This window comes from Mycobacteriales bacterium, from assembly GCA_035533475.1.
In the GTDB taxonomy this organism is placed as follows: Bacteria; Actinomycetota; Actinomycetes; order DATLTS01; family DATLTS01; genus DATLTS01.
On sequence record DATLTS010000066.1, the window covers coordinates 34,698 to 51,811 of the forward strand.

19 protein-coding genes and 1 riboswitch are annotated in these 17,114 nt (G+C 69.1%); of the genes, 18 read left to right on the forward strand and 1 reads right to left on the reverse strand.

All coding sequences use genetic code 11. The features are described 5' to 3' along the window. Positions 1-42 precede the first annotated feature (42 nt). The 18 genes from VNG13_15635 to nusB all read left to right on the forward strand — a co-directional run bounded on the left by VNG13_15635 (position 43) and on the right by nusB (position 16,497). Positions 43-1,308 (forward strand): type IV pilus twitching motility protein PilT, encoded by a 1,266-nt coding sequence (locus VNG13_15635; protein ID HVA61948.1) that lies wholly within the window; start codon positions 43-45, stop codon positions 1,306-1,308. A 14-nt stretch (positions 1,309-1,322) separates the two neighbouring features. Further along, positions 1,323-2,546: a type II secretion system F family protein gene (locus VNG13_15640; GenBank protein HVA61949.1), complete on the forward strand. Its 1,224-nt coding sequence runs from the start codon at positions 1,323-1,325 to the stop codon at positions 2,544-2,546. A gap of 151 nt (positions 2,547-2,697) precedes the next feature. Beyond that, positions 2,698-2,777: riboswitch (cyclic di-GMP riboswitch) on the forward strand. Positions 2,778-2,858: 81 nt separating this feature from the next. Further along, positions 2,859-3,317 carry a prepilin-type N-terminal cleavage/methylation domain-containing protein gene (locus VNG13_15645; GenBank protein HVA61950.1) on the forward strand — a complete coding sequence of 153 codons (459 nt, stop codon included), beginning with the start codon at positions 2,859-2,861 and terminating at the stop codon, positions 3,315-3,317. A gap of 241 nt (positions 3,318-3,558) precedes the next feature. Beyond that, a complete protein-coding gene (locus VNG13_15650) occupies positions 3,559-4,116 on the forward strand; it encodes a GspH/FimT family pseudopilin (GenBank protein ID HVA61951.1) in 558 nt (185 codons plus the stop codon). After that, a complete protein-coding gene (locus tag VNG13_15655) occupies positions 4,097-5,887 on the forward strand; it encodes a type II secretion system protein (GenBank protein HVA61952.1) in 1,791 nt (596 codons plus the stop codon). The genes VNG13_15650 and VNG13_15655 overlap by 20 nt, the downstream gene beginning before the upstream one ends. Continuing rightward, positions 5,884-6,702 carry a prepilin-type N-terminal cleavage/methylation domain-containing protein gene (locus VNG13_15660; GenBank protein ID HVA61953.1) on the forward strand — a complete coding sequence of 273 codons (819 nt, stop codon included), beginning with the start codon at positions 5,884-5,886 and terminating at the stop codon, positions 6,700-6,702. The genes VNG13_15655 and VNG13_15660 overlap by 4 nt, the downstream gene beginning before the upstream one ends. After that, positions 6,699-8,153, forward strand: coding sequence for a pilus assembly PilX N-terminal domain-containing protein (locus VNG13_15665; GenBank protein HVA61954.1), 1,455 nt, complete (start codon positions 6,699-6,701; stop codon positions 8,151-8,153). Before VNG13_15660 ends, VNG13_15665 begins: the two co-directional genes overlap by 4 nt. A gap of 33 nt (positions 8,154-8,186) precedes the next feature. After that, the gene (locus VNG13_15670) at positions 8,187-8,969 is read left to right on the forward strand and encodes a prepilin peptidase (GenBank protein ID HVA61955.1); all 783 of its coding nucleotides are present in this window, start codon (positions 8,187-8,189) and stop codon (positions 8,967-8,969) included. A 178-nt stretch (positions 8,970-9,147) separates the two neighbouring features. Continuing rightward, complete coding sequence (pilM, locus tag VNG13_15675) at positions 9,148-10,218, forward strand: type IV pilus assembly protein PilM (protein ID HVA61956.1); 1,071 nt, start codon at positions 9,148-9,150, stop codon at positions 10,216-10,218. Continuing rightward, entirely contained in the window at positions 10,215-10,895 is a 681-nt protein-coding gene (locus VNG13_15680) for a PilN domain-containing protein (protein ID HVA61957.1), read from the forward strand. Before pilM ends, VNG13_15680 begins: the two co-directional genes overlap by 4 nt. A gap of 1 nt (position 10,896) precedes the next feature. Then, entirely contained in the window at positions 10,897-11,559 is a 663-nt protein-coding gene (pilO, locus tag VNG13_15685) for a type 4a pilus biogenesis protein PilO (protein ID HVA61958.1), read from the forward strand. Between the two features lie 12 nt (positions 11,560-11,571). Beyond that, the gene (locus tag VNG13_15690) at positions 11,572-12,228 is read left to right on the forward strand and encodes a hypothetical protein (GenBank protein HVA61959.1); all 657 of its coding nucleotides are present in this window, start codon (positions 11,572-11,574) and stop codon (positions 12,226-12,228) included. A 93-nt stretch (positions 12,229-12,321) separates the two neighbouring features. Then, positions 12,322-13,497 (forward strand): chorismate synthase, encoded by a 1,176-nt coding sequence (gene aroC / locus VNG13_15695; protein ID HVA61960.1) that lies wholly within the window; start codon positions 12,322-12,324, stop codon positions 13,495-13,497. Positions 13,498-13,504: 7 nt separating this feature from the next. Continuing rightward, positions 13,505-14,008 (forward strand): shikimate kinase, encoded by a 504-nt coding sequence (locus VNG13_15700; GenBank protein HVA61961.1) that lies wholly within the window; start codon positions 13,505-13,507, stop codon positions 14,006-14,008. Further along, on the forward strand, positions 14,005-15,057 hold the full coding sequence (aroB, locus tag VNG13_15705; protein ID HVA61962.1) for a 3-dehydroquinate synthase: 1,053 nt from the start codon (positions 14,005-14,007) through the stop codon (positions 15,055-15,057). The genes VNG13_15700 and aroB overlap by 4 nt, the downstream gene beginning before the upstream one ends. Then, positions 15,054-15,509 carry a type II 3-dehydroquinate dehydratase gene (gene aroQ, locus VNG13_15710; protein ID HVA61963.1) on the forward strand — a complete coding sequence of 152 codons (456 nt, stop codon included), beginning with the start codon at positions 15,054-15,056 and terminating at the stop codon, positions 15,507-15,509. The genes aroB and aroQ overlap by 4 nt, the downstream gene beginning before the upstream one ends. 9 nt (positions 15,510-15,518) lie before the next feature. After that, positions 15,519-16,082, forward strand: a complete 564-nt coding sequence (gene efp / locus VNG13_15715) for an elongation factor P (protein HVA61964.1) — start codon at positions 15,519-15,521, stop codon at positions 16,080-16,082. A gap of 4 nt (positions 16,083-16,086) precedes the next feature. Then, positions 16,087-16,497, forward strand: coding sequence for a transcription antitermination factor NusB (gene nusB, locus VNG13_15720; protein ID HVA61965.1), 411 nt, complete (start codon positions 16,087-16,089; stop codon positions 16,495-16,497). Between the two features lie 9 nt (positions 16,498-16,506). Here nusB and VNG13_15725 read toward each other — a convergent pair whose 3' ends face one another. Next, positions 16,507-17,019, reverse strand: a complete 513-nt coding sequence (locus VNG13_15725; GenBank protein HVA61966.1) for a transcriptional regulator — start codon at positions 17,017-17,019, stop codon at positions 16,507-16,509. Positions 17,020-17,114: the final 95 nt, after the last annotated feature.

The window sequence follows — 17,114 nt, forward strand, 5'->3', positions numbered from 1 at the left end:
GTGCCCAATCGATCCGAGCCCGCCTGGATCGGGTCCGCGCCGGTGAACACGGTCGCTCCCACCTCGGTGTTGCCCGACCTGGCCCCCCCGGCGCCGGTGACGGGTCCGGTGGTACCCGCCCCGACACCGGCCGGTGAGGACTCGCCCGGGTACGTGCGGGCCAGCTCGCCAACGACATCGGTTCCTGAGGTACCGGAGACCGGCTACGGCCGGGCCGTGATCGAGGAAAACACCGACGTCGAGAGCGGAATGCTCACCGACCTGCTGATCACCCTCCTCGAGTCTGGCGGCTCCGACCTGCACATCACCGCAGGCGCGCGCCCGACCCTGCGCGTGCACGGCTCGCTTCAGCAGATGCAGGATCGGCCCGAGCTGACGCCCCCGGTCATCCAGCGGATGCTCTACGCGGTCCTCACCCAGCGTCAGCGGGAGAAGTTCGAGGAGAACCTCGAGTTCGACTTCGCCTACTCGGTGCCCGGTCGGGCCAGGTTCCGGGTGAACATCTACCGGCAGCGCGATGCCCTCGGTGCGGCCTTCCGGCTGATTCCTTTCGAGATCAAGAAGCTGGAAGACCTCGGACTACCACCTTCGATCTCCAACTTCTCGATGATGCCACGCGGGTTCGTGCTGGTGACCGGTCCGACCGGGTCCGGGAAGTCCACCACTCTCGCCTCGATCGTCGATCTCGCGAACCGGCAGCGCAAAGACCACATCATGACCATCGAGGACCCGATCGAGTTCCTCCACCGGCACCAGTCCTGTCTCGTGAACCAGCGGGAGGTCGGCGAGGACACCCACTCGTTCGGGAATGCCTTGAAGCACGTTCTCCGGCAGGACCCGGACATCGTTCTGGTCGGCGAAATGCGTGACCTCGAGACGATCTCGGTGGCGCTCACCGCCGCGGAGACCGGTCACCTGGTCTTCGCAACGCTGCACACCCAGGACGCCGCGCAGACCATCGACCGGGTGATCGACGTCTTCCCGCCCCACCAGCAGCAGCAGATCCGCGTGCAGCTCGCCGGAACGCTCCAGGGCGTGGTCTGCCAGACGCTTTGCAAGACCTACAACGGGCAAGGACGGGTCGTTGCGACCGAGGTGCTGGTGGCGACGCCGGCGATCCGCAACCTGATCCGTGAGGGAAAGACCCACCAGATCTACTCCACACTGCAGGCCGGCGCCAAGCACGGGATGCACACGATGGACCAGCACCTCGCCGAGCTCGTCAAGGGGGGCCAGATCACGTACGAAACCGCCCTGGAGAAATGCCACCACGTCGAGGACTTCAATCGCCTCTGCGGCCGAAGCTGAAGGGTTAGCCAACAATGTCGACCACCTACAGCTACTCGGTCCGTGACCGCGGCGGCAAACTGGTGAACGGGACTCTCGACGCGCCCTCCCAGGCGGCCGTCGTCCAGCGGCTCAAAGCCATGGGGATGGCCCCGGTCAGCATCAGCGAGCAGAACGCCGGGCTCAAGAAGGAAATCAGCATCCCAGGCTTCGGCAAGAAGGTGAAGCTTAAGGACCTGGCGATCTTCTCCCGCCAATTCGCGACGATGATCAGCTCGGGGTTGTCGCTGCTGCGCGCCCTGAACATCCTCGCCGAGCAGACTGAGAACCCGCTGCTAGCGAAGACCGTCGGCGAGGTGCGGAACGAAGTCGAATCCGGCCAGTCGCTCTCTCAGGCCCTCGCCGTGCATCCGGAGATCTTCCCGCCGCTCATGGTGAACATGACGAAGGCCGGCGAAGTGGGCGGCTTCCTCGACGCAACGATGGTGCAGATCGCGGAGAACTACGAGGCCGAGGTCAAGCTGCGCGGCAAGATCAAGTCCGCGATGACCTACCCGGTCGTGGTCTTCTGCATCGCCATGATGGCGGTCACGGTCATGCTGCTGTTCATCGTTCCGACGTTCGCGAAGCTGTTCGGCTCGCTCGGTGGCCGGCTTCCCGCGCCGACCCGGGCGCTGGTCTTCGCCTCGCACCTGTTGAAGATCGGATTCCCGATCCTGCTGGTGCTGGGTGTCGCCGCGTTCGTGGTCTGGGGGAAGGTGAAGCGCACCGATCAGGTCCGCAACTTCGTGGACCCGCTCAAACTTAAGATCCCCATCTTCGGCAACCTGTTCCAGAAGGTCGCACTCAGCCGCTTCTCCCGCAACCTCGGTACGATGATCCGCTCGGGCGTCCCGATCCTCCAGTCGTTGGACATCGTCGCGGACACGACCGGCAATGTGGTGCTCGCCCGGGCCGTCCGTGATGTCCAGGACAGCGTCCGCCAGGGAGAATCGCTCAGCGGACCTCTGGTCAACCACGCGGTCTTCCCACCGATGGTGGTCCAGATGATGTCGGTCGGGGAGGACACCGGTGCCCTGGACGGCATGCTGGCGAAGATCGCCGAGTTCTACGACCAGGAGGTCGAGGCGACGACCGAGGCGCTCACCTCGCTGATCGAACCGGTCATGATCGCGGTTCTCGGCGGGATCATCGGCTGCATGGTGATCGCGCTCTACCTCCCGATCTTCAACATCTACAACCTGATCGGCTCCGGCTGACGAAGCTTCGACTGCTCCTGCCGGCTCGGCTCCGTTGGTGGGGCCGGGCCGGTTGGGGCTTAACGCTCAGCGGTGGGCTCGAGAGGATCGCGGTCCGGGCTAAAGCCCGAGGGGCTGGAGACCGATATCTGGAACGTCAACGAGCCGCACGGCCAGCGAAAGGCACACCCGTCGTGAGGCGGGGCCGCAAAGCCAAGGAACCCGAGGGCCCGGGTCAGCCTGGCTGCCTCAGCCGGCACCCCGTTGGGGAGCCGCGCAGGGGGGATAGCACCAACCAGCGTGGCTCACCATCGTCATCATGGAAGGAACGACATGCTCGCTCGAATCCGGAAGGCGAAGGAGGAGGGTGAGGGCGGTTTCACCCTCATCGAGCTCCTGGTCGTCATCATCATCATCGGCATCCTCGCGGCGATCGCCATCCCGGTCTTCCTGAACCAGCGGAAGAAGGCGTGGGACGCGGCGGTCAAGTCCGACCTGCGTAACGCGGCCACCGCGGAGGAGACCTACAACACCGACCAAGGCTACTACACCGCCCTTAGCGGGGACCTGATCAACGACGGCTTCAAGTTTTCGGCCGCCGGCAACTACACCGGCGCTCCCGCTTTCGTCTTCTCGCTCTACAATGCCTCAGGCGCTACAGCCACTGGCACGGCCGCGACTGGCAGCTTCTGCTTGACCGCCACGTCGGCATCATCCCACGTGTGGGTGTACGACAGCGGCAACGGTGGGCTCCAGCCCAGCTCGGTCACGGGTTGCCCGGCTACCGACTAGGTTCAGCAGTCCGATCAGTGATCGGATCAGAAATGTCTGGGGCCCGCGGCTTGCCGCGGGCCCCAGACATTTCCATGCCGGCCGAGCTCAGCACGTCGGCGCAATGGGCCCCGGCCCACAAGGACGGGCCCGGCGGACGCGCGATCGGCCGTCCGCCACATGCTGGTACTCCCATCGGATGAAACCCGCGGATCCCGCTCCTGGCCTCAAGCGTCCAGCCGGGATCGCCGATAGCCCCAATGTGAAAGCCCTGCTCCGTATGGTGTGCTCCCGCGCGCGCGCGTTCGCGCCGGATGCGGATTCCACGGGCGAGGCCGGATTCACGCTCCTGGAACTGCTCGTGGCCATCGCCATAATGGGCATCCTCGGCGCCATCTCGGTCTGGGGGCTGCACGCCTACATAAACAGCCAGGACGAGTCCACGACCGCCCAGAAGACCCTGGCGATCCTGCGCGACGCTTCGACCCGCGCCCAGGCCGAGGGCCGCACCTACTGCGTGGCACTGAGCTCGACCGGCTGGACCGAATACCGGTACAACTGCCCGACCCCGCCCTCCGGGTCCACTCCGCCGGTCCAGGTGACCACCGGGGTGGTCACCGGCAGCGGCGTGACCCTGACCGCAGGTTTCGTCCCCCCGTCGGGGAGCACGCTCGGTTGCCCGACTAGCAATGCGTGCGCCTACTTCTACCCGCGTGGTAACGCCCTCGCCGGCACCGTAACGGTGAGCCGCACGAACTCCGCTTCCGCGTACACCGTTCACGTCGAGGGGTTGACGGGCCGTGTCTGGCTGGTTCACTAAAGCTCTGCCCCGGCGGCTTCGGAAATCTACCGACGCCGGTGGCTTCACCGTGATCGAGGTCATGGTCGGTCTGGCCATCCTTGGCATTGTCGCCACCGCCACGCTGCCACTGTTCATCAACGCGTTGCGGGCGACCGCATTGGCCAAGCAAGAGACCCTGGCGAAGAACCTCGCCACGTCACGGCTCGACGCCATGCGCAACCTGCCGTTCCACGTCGCCTTCCAGAACGGCCCCTACGTCGACATGCTGGACAGCTACTACACGAGCACCTCCACCACCCCGGTGACCATCCCCGCCACGACCGGTTGCGGCTCGGCGGCGGTGTCGTGCCCGTCGGGCACCGGCGTGTACGTAGCCAACGGGACCGGTGCCGGCGGAACCCCGACTGGCCCCTATTACCAGGTCACCTTCACCCAGCTCCCGGCGGCGACCGGCTTCACCGAGATCGTCGACACCCAGTTCCTCGTCCCCAACACCAACCCGTCGCAGGCCGTCACCCCGCCGTCGACGTACAACAACGAAGCGGTCGGAACCGACAACCCGCCGTCCCTGCTCGTCGGAGTTACCGTGCTGACCTCCTGGTCGTCGGGCACCCAGTCCCACTCGGCCCGTGTCTACACCGAGATCGGCGCCACCGGTCACGACGCTCCGCTCGTCCTCGGCCAAGCCGGGGCGACCGCCCTGACCATCAGCAGCACGGCCTACGACTCGTCGCTTCTCACCGGCACGCTCGCTCAGGTCGGGCTGAACGCCAACCTGTCCAACGAGTCCTCGGCGGCCGCCCAAGCCGTCGGCGCCAGTTTCAACCGGGCCGACCAGACGGGTAATCCGATCACGTCGATCAACGGTGCCGCAGCAAGCGTGGTCGCGCCGTCCGGCTCGAGCAGTACGGCCGGACCGGACAGCCCGACGTCCGGCGCTCAGCAGACGGACAGCGCCGAAGGGACTTGCGGCTGGGGGGCCTTCGGCCCGACCGACGTGACCGATGCGTCCTCCTCGGTGGCAAACGCCGAGCCCCAGGTGCCCTCGGACGTCGAGACCGGAACTCCGGCCCCGACCGTCACTGCCGGCCTCGAGGCGCAGAGCGGCGGGGCATGTTCCGGGCTGTCCTTCACGAACGTGCTCGCCGGCGGCCCCGGCGCCGATCCCGCCCTGGGGATGTCCTCCAGCTCGGCCGTCGTCTACGTGCCGAACACGGACGGCGCCGGTAACGTGGTGGCCGCGGCCGGCAACGTCGACACGCCCTCCCTCAGTTCCGGGAAGCCGGTGGCGGCGACGGCGACGGCGACCTTCACGCAGCAGGTCCAGCTCTTCACCGGAACGAGCTACGCCGGCGGTCACCCGCTGGTCGAGATCACACTGTCGAACGCCACGATCTCGTGTGTGTCGACCAGCCAGTCCGCCACCGGCTCCTACGCGCTTACCCTGTCCTACTGGAGCCAGACGTCGCCGAGCGTGGGCGGATACGTCACCACCACGGTCAACTGGTCCGCCGGGCAGTCGGCTCCGACGCTACCGAACCCGGCCACGATCACGGTCGGCTACAACGGCACCACGGCGGTCCCGCTGTCCACGTTCATCCAGAGCTGGACGCTGGCCGGATCGATCGTCCAGCAGAGCGGCGGCGCCTCCGGCTCGGACGTCGGGCTGCACGCGATTCCCGAGGTGCTGAGCGTCCTTACGCAGCCCGTGCTCGGCAGCACGTACCCGGACTCGAGCGTGTCGGTAGGGATCGGCCAGCTGTCCTGCGTCACCGAGGACAACCGGTGAACCGGCTCCGCAGCGCGCCCGCCGACGCCGGGTTCACGCTGATCGAAATGATGATCGCCATGCTGCTCTCCGCCATCGTCGGCGGAATCCTGCTCACCACCCTGATCTCCAGCAGCCGGGTCTCGGCGCTGTCGGTCAACCAGAGCGACCTGACCGCGGAGGCCAGGGGGGCGTTGAACCGGATGGCGCTCGACCTGTCCCAGGCCAACCCGCTCCAGCAGCTCGGCGCCGGGGGGGCGACCACGGCGCTGCCCGCGATCACCGACGTGCAGAACCCGGATGGTCCGAACTACTCCGTCACCGGCGTGACTTCGGTCACTTTCAATGCGGACTTCGACGGCGACGGGTGTGTGGCCGGCGTGACGTCGAACAACCTGAGCCCGGTAGGCCAGCCGTGCAACCCGCCACCCGCGGTGGACCCGACCAATCCGGAGACCGAGACCTTCTGCTGGGACCCCTCGGCGCAGCAGATCTACCTCCTTCCCGGTGCGGTCACCGCCGGCACGTGCCAACCGGCCGGTGGCGGGAGCGCGCAACCTCTCCTCAGCGGCAAGGTGACCTCGTTCGAGATCTTCTATCGGTCCAACCTCTACCTCTACCAGGACGCCTCGAAGCTGGATCCGCAGGCCACCGGCACCACCACCTGGTACGACCTGGACGCGTCGGGACCGCCGGTCGGGAACGACAACAACGTCCTCGATACGCCTGAGCTGCTCAACATCAATTCGTTGGTGATCCAGATGACGATGACCGCGGCCGGCCACAGCCAACGGTTCTCCACCGGAGTCGAACTGAGGAACGTGAACCCGTCATGAGTACCTCCTGGATCACCCGGCTGCGCGCCCGCCTGACTGACGACTCGGGGGTGGCCCTCGTCGTCGTCATCATGTTCGTGATCGCGATCGGTGTGGTGGGCACTACGGCCGCTGTCGTGGGCACTGCCGGCCTTCGCAACTCCGCCCACGACCGGGCGGCCGGCGGTGCGCAGGCCACCAGCGACGCCGGCGTCGCCGAGGCCATTTCCTACATCCGAGCGAACGGGCTCGGTGCGTTGACCTGCGCCGAGGCGGTGACTAGCGACCTACCTACTGGATGGACGCAGACGAGTGATCCCTGCAGTACCAACATTTCCTGGGCGAATGACGGCAGCCCGCAGACCGTCTCGACTGGTGGCGGCACCACCTGCTCGGGCAGCACGGCGTGCTACCGGGTCTGGATCGGCACGCTGCAGACCTACGTTCCCGGCGCCCAGCCCGTGCCCGAACTGCTGCGGGTCCACTCGACGGGCTTCTTCGGTACCGGTCCCGGTGCTCGCAGCGTCGACGTCGACCTCTCGGTCAACCCCGCGGACTTCCCGCTCGGGATCTACGCCGACTCCGTCGGCACGAACGGCAACTCTTCTTTCGACTCCGTGAGCCTGTTCGTTCCCGGTAATGTGCAGATCAAGTGCCCGCCGACCGGTGTCGATCCGGCCTACAACCTCCCGGCGGCGGTCCACGCGGCCGGGACCATCACCTACGGACCGGGAAACAAGTGCGTGAAGCCGGCAGGGTCTGCACATCCGCCGGCCTGCAACACTGCGCGTCCGTTCGATCAGGACGGCAACGGTGGCCCGCTGACCTCAGGCGACGGGTGTTATCAGCAGGGTGCCGTGCAATACCCAGGGACCGACCCGAGCTATCCCACGACGTCGTACTTCTCTGCCAACGACCTGGCCAATTACGGTTACGTGCCGGGAGGCCTCACCCCGTCGGAGTACGAGGCGCTCAAGGCGGAAGCACAGGCAGAGGGTACCTACTTCACCAGTACCTCGACTTCTAGTCTGAACGGTGCGCTCACCACCCTGCAAGGCCAGGGAGTCCACTTCCCGGTGGTCTACTACGACTTCCCGAGCTGTTCGAACTGCTCCCTTCCGTGGGTGGCTTTTAACGAGTCGAAGGACATCCCCAGCGTCTACACCCGTGAGCCGAGCGATAGCAGCAATTGCGACGCGTGGGGTCTGATCATCGTGGTCAGGTACGGGAACATGAGTTTCGATAGCGGGGGGGACCTGACCCCACTGGTCGCCTCAATCTTCGTCCCGGAGGGGACGTTCAGTGGCACGAACAATTTCAGCCAGATCGGCACGCTGTTCGTCAAGAACCTCGACGTCACGGGCACCCAGACCCACGAGTTGGACGAATGTTTCAGCGACAACCCGCCGGGCGGCCTGCTCAACGTGACCACCACGAACTACCGGGCCGTCGATACCCAGAACCTCCAGTAGGCCAGAACCCGACGATCGGGTAGACATACGCCCGTGACCGCCGTCCTCGCCGCTGCCTGCGGCGTGCTCGGCCTGGTCATCGGCTCGTTCCTCAACGTCGTGATCTGGCGGGTCCCGCGAGGGGAGTCGATCGTCCGGCCCGGCTCGAAGTGCCCGGGATGCTCGACGCCGATCCGACCGCGGGACAACATCCCGGTGCTGTCCTGGCTGCTGCTCCGCGGCTCCTGCCGGTCCTGCGGGGCTCGGATCAGCCCGCGCTACCCGCTCGTGGAGCTCGGGACCGCCGCGCTGTTCGCCACGCTCGCTGTGCGCCTGGGCGCGAACGCCGCGCTGCCGGCCTTCCTCTACCTCGGTGCGGTCGGCGTGGCGCTCGCGCTGATCGACATCGACGTGCAACGGCTACCGAACTCGCTGACCCTCCCGTCCTACGCCGTCGGGATCGTCCTGCTCGGTGCGGCGGCCGCGGCCGGACCGCACTGGTGGGCCTACCAACGGGCCCTGATCGCCATGGTGGCGCTGTTCGCCGGCTTCTTCCTGCTGGCCCTGGTCTACCCGGGGGGCATGGGCTTCGGCGACGTCAAGCTCTCCGGCGTGCTGGGGCTGTACCTCGGCTGGATCGGTTGGGGCGCTCTTGTGGTCGGTAGCTTCGCCGGCTTCCTGCTCGGTGGCCTCTACGGGGTCGTACTCTTGCTGCGCCGGGTGGCCGGGCGGCGCTCGCGGATCCCGTTCGGGCCGTTCCTGCTGCTCGGAGCACTCGCGGGCATCCTGGCCGGCCAGCAGATCTTCCACGGCTACACCTCGGTCTTCGTCCACTGATGCCTTGAGCAGGCGGACCGCCGCGGTCGGCCCCGTCCGGAACTAGCCCCGTTGGCGCAGCGGAGTTGCATCTTCGCTCAAGCGGAGGGCACAGACGGCCGATCCCCTTTCTTGACATCAATCCGCGGTCGGCTTCCACCGGCCGCGGTGGCACGCCACGGAAGGCAGGTAATCCGCTGTGGCTGGACGGAAAACCGTAGGGCTCGACATAGGGACCTCCGGCGTGCGGGCAGCAGAGCTGTCGGTAGCGCGCGGCACGGTCACGCTCGAGCGATTCGGGCAGGTAGCCCTGCCACCCGGCGCCGTGCGTGACGGCGAGGTCGCCGACCCGGACAGCGTGGCGGAGGCGATCAAGCGGCTCTGGTCCTCGGGCAAGTTCAGCACCAAGCGGGTCACGCTCGGGGTCGCCAACCAGCGGGTCATCGTCCGCCAGGTCGACCTTCCGTGGATGCCGCTCGACGAGCTGCGCCGCTCCCTCGGGATGCTGGTCCAGGACGTCCTGCCGATCCCGGTCGAGCAGGCCATCCTGGACTTCCACCCGGTCGAGGAATTCGTGTCCGACAGTGGCGCCCGGACCCTGCGCGTGCTTCTCGTGGCCGCCGCCCGGGAGATGGTCCTGTCTTCGCTGAACGCGGTGGAGAAGGCCGGTCTCACCCTCACCCAGGTCGACCTCACCCCGTTCGCCGTGCTCCGCGCGCTCGTCGACGTCGACCACCTCTCGCTCGGCGAGCAGCAGACCGAGGCCCTCGTCGACGTCGGCGCAAGAGTTACGAACATCATCGTCCACCAGAACGGCGTGCCCCGCTTCGTCCGGATCCTGATGATGGGCGGCGAGCACCTCACCGAGGCCGTCGCCGAGCGTCTCGGGGTCCCGCTCGAGCAGGCCGAAACGGTCAAGCAGCAACTCGGCATGTCGCCGGTCGCCGGCGCGCTGCCAAGCGAGCACCCGGGGGCCCGCGTCCTGGAAAGCGCCGCGTCCGCGCTGGTCGAGGAGATCCGCGGGTCACTCGACTACTACCTGGCCCAGCCGGCGGCGGTGCCCCTCGGCCGGCTCCGGGTCTCCGGTGGCGGTGCCAGACTCACCAACTTCTCCGATCGACTGGCGGCGGGCTGTCGGCTTCCGGTCGACCGGGCCGGAACGTTCAGCCGGCTACAGGTCGGCAAGACCGGGCTCACGCCCGAGCAACTCAGCTACGTAGAGCCAGTTGCGGCCGTACCGGTCGGGCTCGCGATGGGGGTGGCCTCGTGACCACGCAAGTCGAGTCGAAGGTCGGCTTCGGGGTCCTGCCCCGCGCCAACCTGCTCCCGCCCGAGATCGAGGAGCGGAAGCGGTTGCGTCGGGTCCAGCTGGCCCTCGGCGCCGCCGGCCTGGTCACCGTGGTCGTCGTCGCCGGCCTGTACGTGACAGCACACTCCGGGGTGGCCACCGCCCGCCAGCAGCTGGACGCGGCCCGCCAGCAGCAGGTGACCCTTCAGGGGCAGCTCGCGAGCTACGCGAACGTCGAGGCCACCTACCAGGAGGTTTCGGCCCGCCAGACCATGCTGGTCGAGGCGATGTCGTCGGAGATCCAGTGGTCGCACTACCTCAACGACCTGAGCATCAGCCTGCCGGACAACGTCTGGCTGACCGGTGTGACGGCGACGGAGAACGGCTCGGCGGGTGCACCGACGGCAAGCTCGGCCACGGCGCTGGTTCCGACCGGAATCGGCTCGGTGGCGTTCAGCGGAGCCGCCTTCACCCACGACGACGTCGCGAACTTCCTGGACTCGCTCGCAAAGGAGCCGGGTTACACCTTCGCCTACCTGTCCGGTGACACGGTGGCGGCCACCCCGTCGGCGGGGACACCCCCGGTGACCTTCAACGCCTCCGTTGTCCTCACGAACAGCGCTCTGTCGGGGCGTTTCACTTCGACGGCTGGAAACTGACATGACGAAGATCCGCCAGTGGTCCCTGCTCACGGGGCTCGGCTGCCTGGCCCTGCTCGCCGCGGGGTGGTTCCTGCTGGTGTCGCCACAGCGCGCGCAGGTGTCCAGCCTGCGAGCTGAGACCGCCACGCAGCAGTCCGCGAACGCGCAGGTGGCCAACCAGATCCAGATGCGCCGGGCCCAGGAGCCGGGCCTGCCGGCCCAGCAGGCCAAGCTCGCCGCGCTGGCGCAGCAGATCCCGTTCACTCCGGCGCTCCCGGCGCTGATCCGCAGCCTCAGCTCGGCTGCGGACGCGGCCGGCGTCAACCTGCTGTCCCTGTCACCGTCCACCCCGGTGGCCGTCGCTCCGGTCGCCTCCGCGGCGCGGACGACGTCGACCGGAACGGCACCGGTCACCCGGGCCGCGGCGCCCTCGCTGGCGGCGATCAACGTCACCCTTCAGGTCAGCGGAACCTACTTCAACGTCGAGCAGTTCTTCAGCAACCTCGAGAGCATGACTAGGGTCATGCGGGTCACCCAGCTGACCCTGGGCAACAACACCGCCGCCTCCAAGAGCTCCTTCGGCAGCTCGCCGGTGCTGAACGCCTCGATCACCGGCCAGGTCTTCATGAACGCGACCCCGGACACCACCTCGAGCGCCGGCAGCGCCGGCGTCGGGCACTAGGAGACAGCCGACATGACCGAGTCCGCTTTTCCGTTCGAGCCCGTCGCCGCCGGGTCGGCCGCGCTGGATGAGGGCGACGGCCGCAACCGGCGGCTCGTGCTCGCCGGGGTGCTCGTCGCGGTCCTCCTGGTCGCGGTGGCCGGTTACTTCCTGGTCCTGAAGGGCTCGCCCAGCGCAGCCCCGAGCGCCGCGCCGTTGGTGCACCGGGTGCCCGTCACGGGTGCGCAGCACGTGAGCCGGAAGGCGCCGAGCGTGCAAACCCTCCCGGCGAGCTACAACGACGTGATCGGCCGCGACCCGTTCATGTCGCTGCTGAGCCCGCCGAAGCCGGCCGCGACCCCAGCCGCCCCGAAGCCGGCCGCCACGACGGCGCCGGTCGCGCCGACCGGTGGAACCTCCAGCGCCTCGACCGTTGCGGCCGCCACACCCTCGTTCATCGAGTTGGACAGCCAGAACGGAACCAAGACCGCGACCTTCGACATCGGCTGGACCGACGGCACGGTCACCGTCGTCCAGAACGTGGCTGCCCCGGTGAAGGGGAAGGCCACCGCCTTCGGCGGCGTCTTCTCCCTGCTCGCCTTGAGCAGCGGCACCGCCACCGTGCAGGAAGGGGACGGCGCGCCGTTCCAGCTCCAGCAGGGCTACGCGAACCGGCACAACCTCGGCTGAGCCAGCCGTCGCACCCCGCGTCCCCGTACTAGCGCGTGCGGGGACGCGGCGCGTTTACGGGTCGGGTTCGATCACCGTGAAACAATCCGGCCCATGCTGCGCTGGCTCACGGCGGGGGAGTCGCACGGTCCCGCGCTGGTCGCCATCCTCGAAGGGCTCCCCGCGGGCGTCGCGGTGACGACCGACGAGGTGGCGGACGAGCTCGCCCGGCGCCGGGGCGGATACGGTCGCGGCGCCCGGATGTCCTTCGAGCGCGACGAGATCCGCTTCCTCGGTGGCGTCCGGCACGGGCTGACCCAGGGCGGCCCGCTGGCCGTGGAGGTCGCCAACACCGAGTGGCCCAAGTGGCAGACGGTCATGGCGGCCGATCCGGTCGACCCGGCGGAGCTGGCCGGGCTCGCCCGCGCCGCACCGCTAACTCGTCCGCGGCCCGGGCACGCCGATCTGGTCGGCATGCAGAAATACGGCTTCGACGACGCGCGCCCGGTGCTGGAGCGGGCCAGTGCGCGCGAGACCGCAGCCCGGGTGGCGCTCGGCGCGGTGGCCCGCCGCTTCCTCGAGCAGGTCGCGGGTGCCCGGGTCCTCAGCCACGTGGTCGCGATCGGTGCCGTGCAGGCACCGGCCGGTGTGCCGGAGCCGGGCGACGGCGAACGCGTCGACGCCGACCCGGTGCGCTGCCTGGATCCGGCGACGAGCGCCGCGATGCAGGCGGAGATCGACGACGCGAAGGCCGCCGCCGACACCCTCGGGGGCGTCGTCGAGGTCGTCGTGTACGGCCTGCCGCCGGGGCTCGGCAGTCACGTGCACTGGGACCGGCGGATCGACTCGCGGCTCGCGGGCGCCCTGATGGGCATCCAGGCCATCAAGGGCGTCGAGGTGGGCGACGGTTTCGCGGTCGCCCGCCGCCGCGGCAGCGAGGCGCACGACGAGATCGAGCCGACCGCGGCCGGCGTCCGGCGGCTGACCGGTCGTTCCGGCGGGATCGAGGGCGGCATGACCACCGGCGAGCTGCTCCGGGTCCGGGCGGCGATGAAGCCGATCTCGACGCTGTCCCGGCCGCTGTCCACGGTCGACGTGCGCACCGGGGAGCCGGCCAAGGCGATCGCGCAGCGCAGCGACGTGTGTGCGGTCCCGGCGGCCGGTGTCGTCGCCGAGGCGATGGTGGCGCTGGTCCTCGCCGATGCGCTGCTGGAGAAGTTCGGCGGCGACTCGGCCGGCGAGACCCGGCGCAACCTCGAGGGCTATCTCAGCTCGCTCGTGCTCCGGTGAGCCGCCGATGAGCCCTCCGCTGGTCGTCCTCGTCGGGGCGCCCGGCTCGGGCAAGACGACGGTCGGGCGGATCGTCGCCGAACGCCGTGGCGTCGACTTCCGGGACACCGACCAGGACGTGGAGACCCGCGCCGGGATGAGCGTCGCCGACCTGTTCGTCGAATATGGCGAGGCGCATTTCCGGGCGCTGGAGCGGACCGCGGTCGCCACCGCGCTGGCCGAGCACGATGGGGTGCTCGCGCTGGGCGGCGGCGCGGTGCTCGACCTGGAGACCCGACATCGGCTGCGCGGCGCCCGGGTGGTGTTCCTCGACGTCGGGTTGACGGATGCCGCGCGCCGCGTCGGCTTCGACGCCGCCCGCCCGCTGCTCGTGCTCAACCCGCGCGCCGAGCTAAAGCGGATGCTCGACGACCGCCGGGCGCTCTACGAGGAGGTGGCGACGGTGACCGTGGCCACCGACGGCCGGTCCGCGGAGGAAGTCGCCGCCGACGTGCTGGAAGCCCTCGGGTGAGCGCGGACGTCGTGGTCGAAGGCCCCGCCCCGTACACCGTCACCATCGGCCGGGGCGCATTGGACGCCGCCCTGCCCGCACTGGTCGGCTCGGCCGGGACGGTGGCGATCGTCCACCCGGCGAGCCTCGCGCACCTCGCCGACCGGATCCAGGCGGCGCTGCGCGACGCCGGGGTCACCGCGACCGCGCTGCCCGTTCCGGACGGCGAAGCCGCGAAGGACAGCGCGGTGGTGGTCGAGCTGTGGGCGAGGCTCGGTGAGCTTCGCCTGACCCGCACCGACGCGGTCCTCGGCGTAGGGGGCGGCGCCACGACCGACGCGGCCGGCTTCGTCGCGGCCACCTGGCTGCGCGGAGTGCGGCTGGGGCTGGTTCCTACGACGCTGCTCGGGATGGTCGACGCGGCAGTCGGCGGCAAGACGGGGATCAACACGGCGGCCGGCAAGAACCTGGTCGGCGCCTTCCATCCGCCGGCGGGCGTCGTCTGCGACCTCGAACTGCTCGACTCGCTGCCGGCCGTCGAGCTCGCCAGCGGCCTGGCCGAGGTGGCGAAGTGCGGGTTCATCGCGGACGCCCGGATCCTTGAGCTCATCGACGCCGGACCGCAGCGCCACCTCGAGGAACTGGTGGTCCGCTCGGTCGAGGTGAAGGCCCGAGTGGTCGGCGCGGACCTGCGGGAATCCGGGCTGCGGGCCGTGCTCAACTACGGGCACACGCTCGCCCACGCCCTGGAGCGGGTCGAGGGTTACCGGTGGCGCCACGGCGAGGCGGTCAGCGTCGGGTTGGTCTACGCCGCGGCGTTGAGCCGGCGGGTCGCCGGGCTGGCCGCGCGCGACGTGGACCGCCACCGCGAGATCCTCACCGGACTCGGCCTGCCGACGGCCTACCGGCCGGAGGCCTGGCCGGAGCTGCTGGAGTCGATGCGCTCGGACAAGAAAGCCCGGGGGTCGCGGCTACGTTTCGTCGTTCTCGAGGCAATGGGTCGCCCCGCGGTGGTCGACGCCCCGGACGACCAGCAGCTGGCCGATGTCTACGCGGAGGTCTGCGGATGAAGACCGTCTACGTGCTCAACGGGCCCAACCTCGGGCGGCTCGGTCAACGCGAGCCGGAGATCTACGGTCGCGCCGACTACGCCGACCTGGTGGCCGTGTGCGCCGCCACGGCCGCCGACCTGGGCCTCGACGTCGACGTCCGCCAGAGCGACGACGAGGCGACCCTGATCGGCTGGTTGCACGACGCGGCCGACAACGCCGACGCGGTGATCCTCAACGCCGCGGCGTTCACCCATTACTCCTACGCGGTCCGCGACGCGGTCGCCGCGGTGAACGCGCCGGTGATCGAGGTTCATCTGTCCAACCCGGCGGCCCGTGAGGAGTTCCGGCACACCAGCGTCACCGCCGGGGTGTGCGTCGGTTCGATCGCCGGTTTCGGCCTTGACTCCTACCGGCTGGCGCTGCACGCGGTGGCCGGGCTGCTGGGCGGAGAACGCCGCCCCACCGGGTAGTTTGGGCCAATGGCGACGACCAACGACCTCAAGAACGGGATGGCCCTCGCCATCGACGGCGTGCTGTGGAACGTGGTGGAGTTCCAGCACGTCAAGCCGGGCAAGGGCGGAGCGTTCGTCCGGACCAAGCTGAAGAACATCCTCACCGGCCAGGTCGTCGAGCGGACCTTCAACGCCGGCGTCAAGGTCGAGGTGGCGACCGTGGACAAACGGGAGATGTCCTACCTGTACAAGGAGGGCGCCGACTTCGTGTTCATGGACACCGAGACCTACGACCAGACCCACGTCCCGGCCGCCACGGTGGGCGAGGTGAGCAGCTACCTGCTGGAGAACATGACCGCGACCGTCGCCGTGCACGAGGGCACCCCGCTCTACGTCGAGCTCCCCGCCTCGGTGGAGCTGCTCATCGCCGAGACCGAGCCGGGCGTGCAGGGGGACCGCTCGACCGGCGGGACGAAGTCGGCCACCCTGGAAACCGGCGCCACCATCCAGGTTCCGCTGTTCCTGACGACCGGCGAGAAGGTCAAGGTCGACACCCGCGACGGGCGCTATCTCGGCCGCGTCAACAGCTGATCCGTTGTCCGCCCGCGGCAAGGCCCGCAAACGTGCGCTCGACGTCCTGTTCGAGTCCGACCAGCGCGGGCTCGACCCGCTGGTGACCCTCGAGGCCCGGCAGGCGGACGCCGACCCGCCGGTGTCCGCCTACACCGCGGAACTGGTCGAGGGGGTTCGGGCGCACGCCGAGCGGATCGACGAGCTGCTCAGCACCTACGCGGTCGGGTGGACCCTCGACCGGATGCCCGCCGTCGACCGGGCCCTGCTCCGGGTGGGGGTGTTCGAACTGCTCTGGTGCGACGACGTACCGGATCCGGTGGTGGTCGACGAGGCGGTTCGGCTGGCCCGCCAGCTGTCGACCGACGAGTCGCCGGCGTTCATCAACGGGTTGCTCGGGCGGCTGCTCGAGCTCAAGCCGACCCTGGCCCGGTGAGCCCGCGGGTCACACCCCCGCGTCGACCGCCCGCCGGGCTTCCGGGTTCAGGACCCCCCAGGAGATGAGCTTCTCGGTCAGGTCGCCGGGGGAGCGGTCGTAGATGACGGCGAGGGACCGCAGGTCCTCCTGGCGGATCGAGAGCACCCGCCCGTTGTAGTCACCGCGCTGGCTCTGGATCGTGGCCGCATACCGGTGCAAAGGACCCGCCTCGTCGGCCGGGACGCCCTGTAGCAGCTCGAGGTCGATGACGATCCTCGGCGGCGGCTCGCTCGCGGCAGCGGAGGAGATGCCCTCCGGGAGCAATTCGGACACCGGAACGCTGTAGAAGTCGGCGAGCTCCGCCAGCCGCTGGACGGTGACCGCCCGGTCCCCACGCTCGTAGGAGCCGACGACCACGGCCTTCCAGCGGCCGTTGGACTTCTCCTCGACCCCGTGCAGGGACAAGCCCTGCTGGGTCCGGATGGCGCGCAGCCGAGCGCCCAACGCCTTGGCATAGCCCGAGGGCTGTTCTTCGGTCATTTGGGCTCCGGGGAGGATGCGGTCTGGAGCGGAACGTCGGTCTCACCAGTGGCTCGTCCTGGGGATGCGCCCACCGGCCGGATCGGCCGTCGGGC

What these genes read in the sequence shown, in the direction of transcription:
- efp (HVA61964.1), top strand. Translation starts at nt 15,519, where the DNA reads ATGGCGACGACCAACGACCTCAAGAACGGGATGGCCCTCGCCATCGAC.
- VNG13_15640 (HVA61949.1), top strand. Translation starts at nt 1,323, where the DNA reads ATGTCGACCACCTACAGCTACTCGGTCCGTGACCGCGGCGGCAAACTG.
- pilO (HVA61958.1), top strand. Translation starts at nt 10,897, where the DNA reads ATGACGAAGATCCGCCAGTGGTCCCTGCTCACGGGGCTCGGCTGCCTG.
- VNG13_15645 (HVA61950.1), top strand. Translation starts at nt 2,859, where the DNA reads ATGCTCGCTCGAATCCGGAAGGCGAAGGAGGAGGGTGAGGGCGGTTTC.
- VNG13_15690 (HVA61959.1), top strand. Translation starts at nt 11,572, where the DNA reads ATGACCGAGTCCGCTTTTCCGTTCGAGCCCGTCGCCGCCGGGTCGGCC.
- VNG13_15725 (HVA61966.1), bottom strand. Translation starts at nt 17,019, where the DNA reads ATGACCGAAGAACAGCCCTCGGGCTATGCCAAGGCGTTGGGCGCTCGG.
- VNG13_15665 (HVA61954.1), top strand. Translation starts at nt 6,699, where the DNA reads ATGAGTACCTCCTGGATCACCCGGCTGCGCGCCCGCCTGACTGACGAC.
- aroQ (HVA61963.1), top strand. Translation starts at nt 15,054, where the DNA reads ATGAAGACCGTCTACGTGCTCAACGGGCCCAACCTCGGGCGGCTCGGT.
- VNG13_15700 (HVA61961.1), top strand. Translation starts at nt 13,505, where the DNA reads ATGAGCCCTCCGCTGGTCGTCCTCGTCGGGGCGCCCGGCTCGGGCAAG.
- aroC (HVA61960.1), top strand. Translation starts at nt 12,322, where the DNA reads ATGCTGCGCTGGCTCACGGCGGGGGAGTCGCACGGTCCCGCGCTGGTC.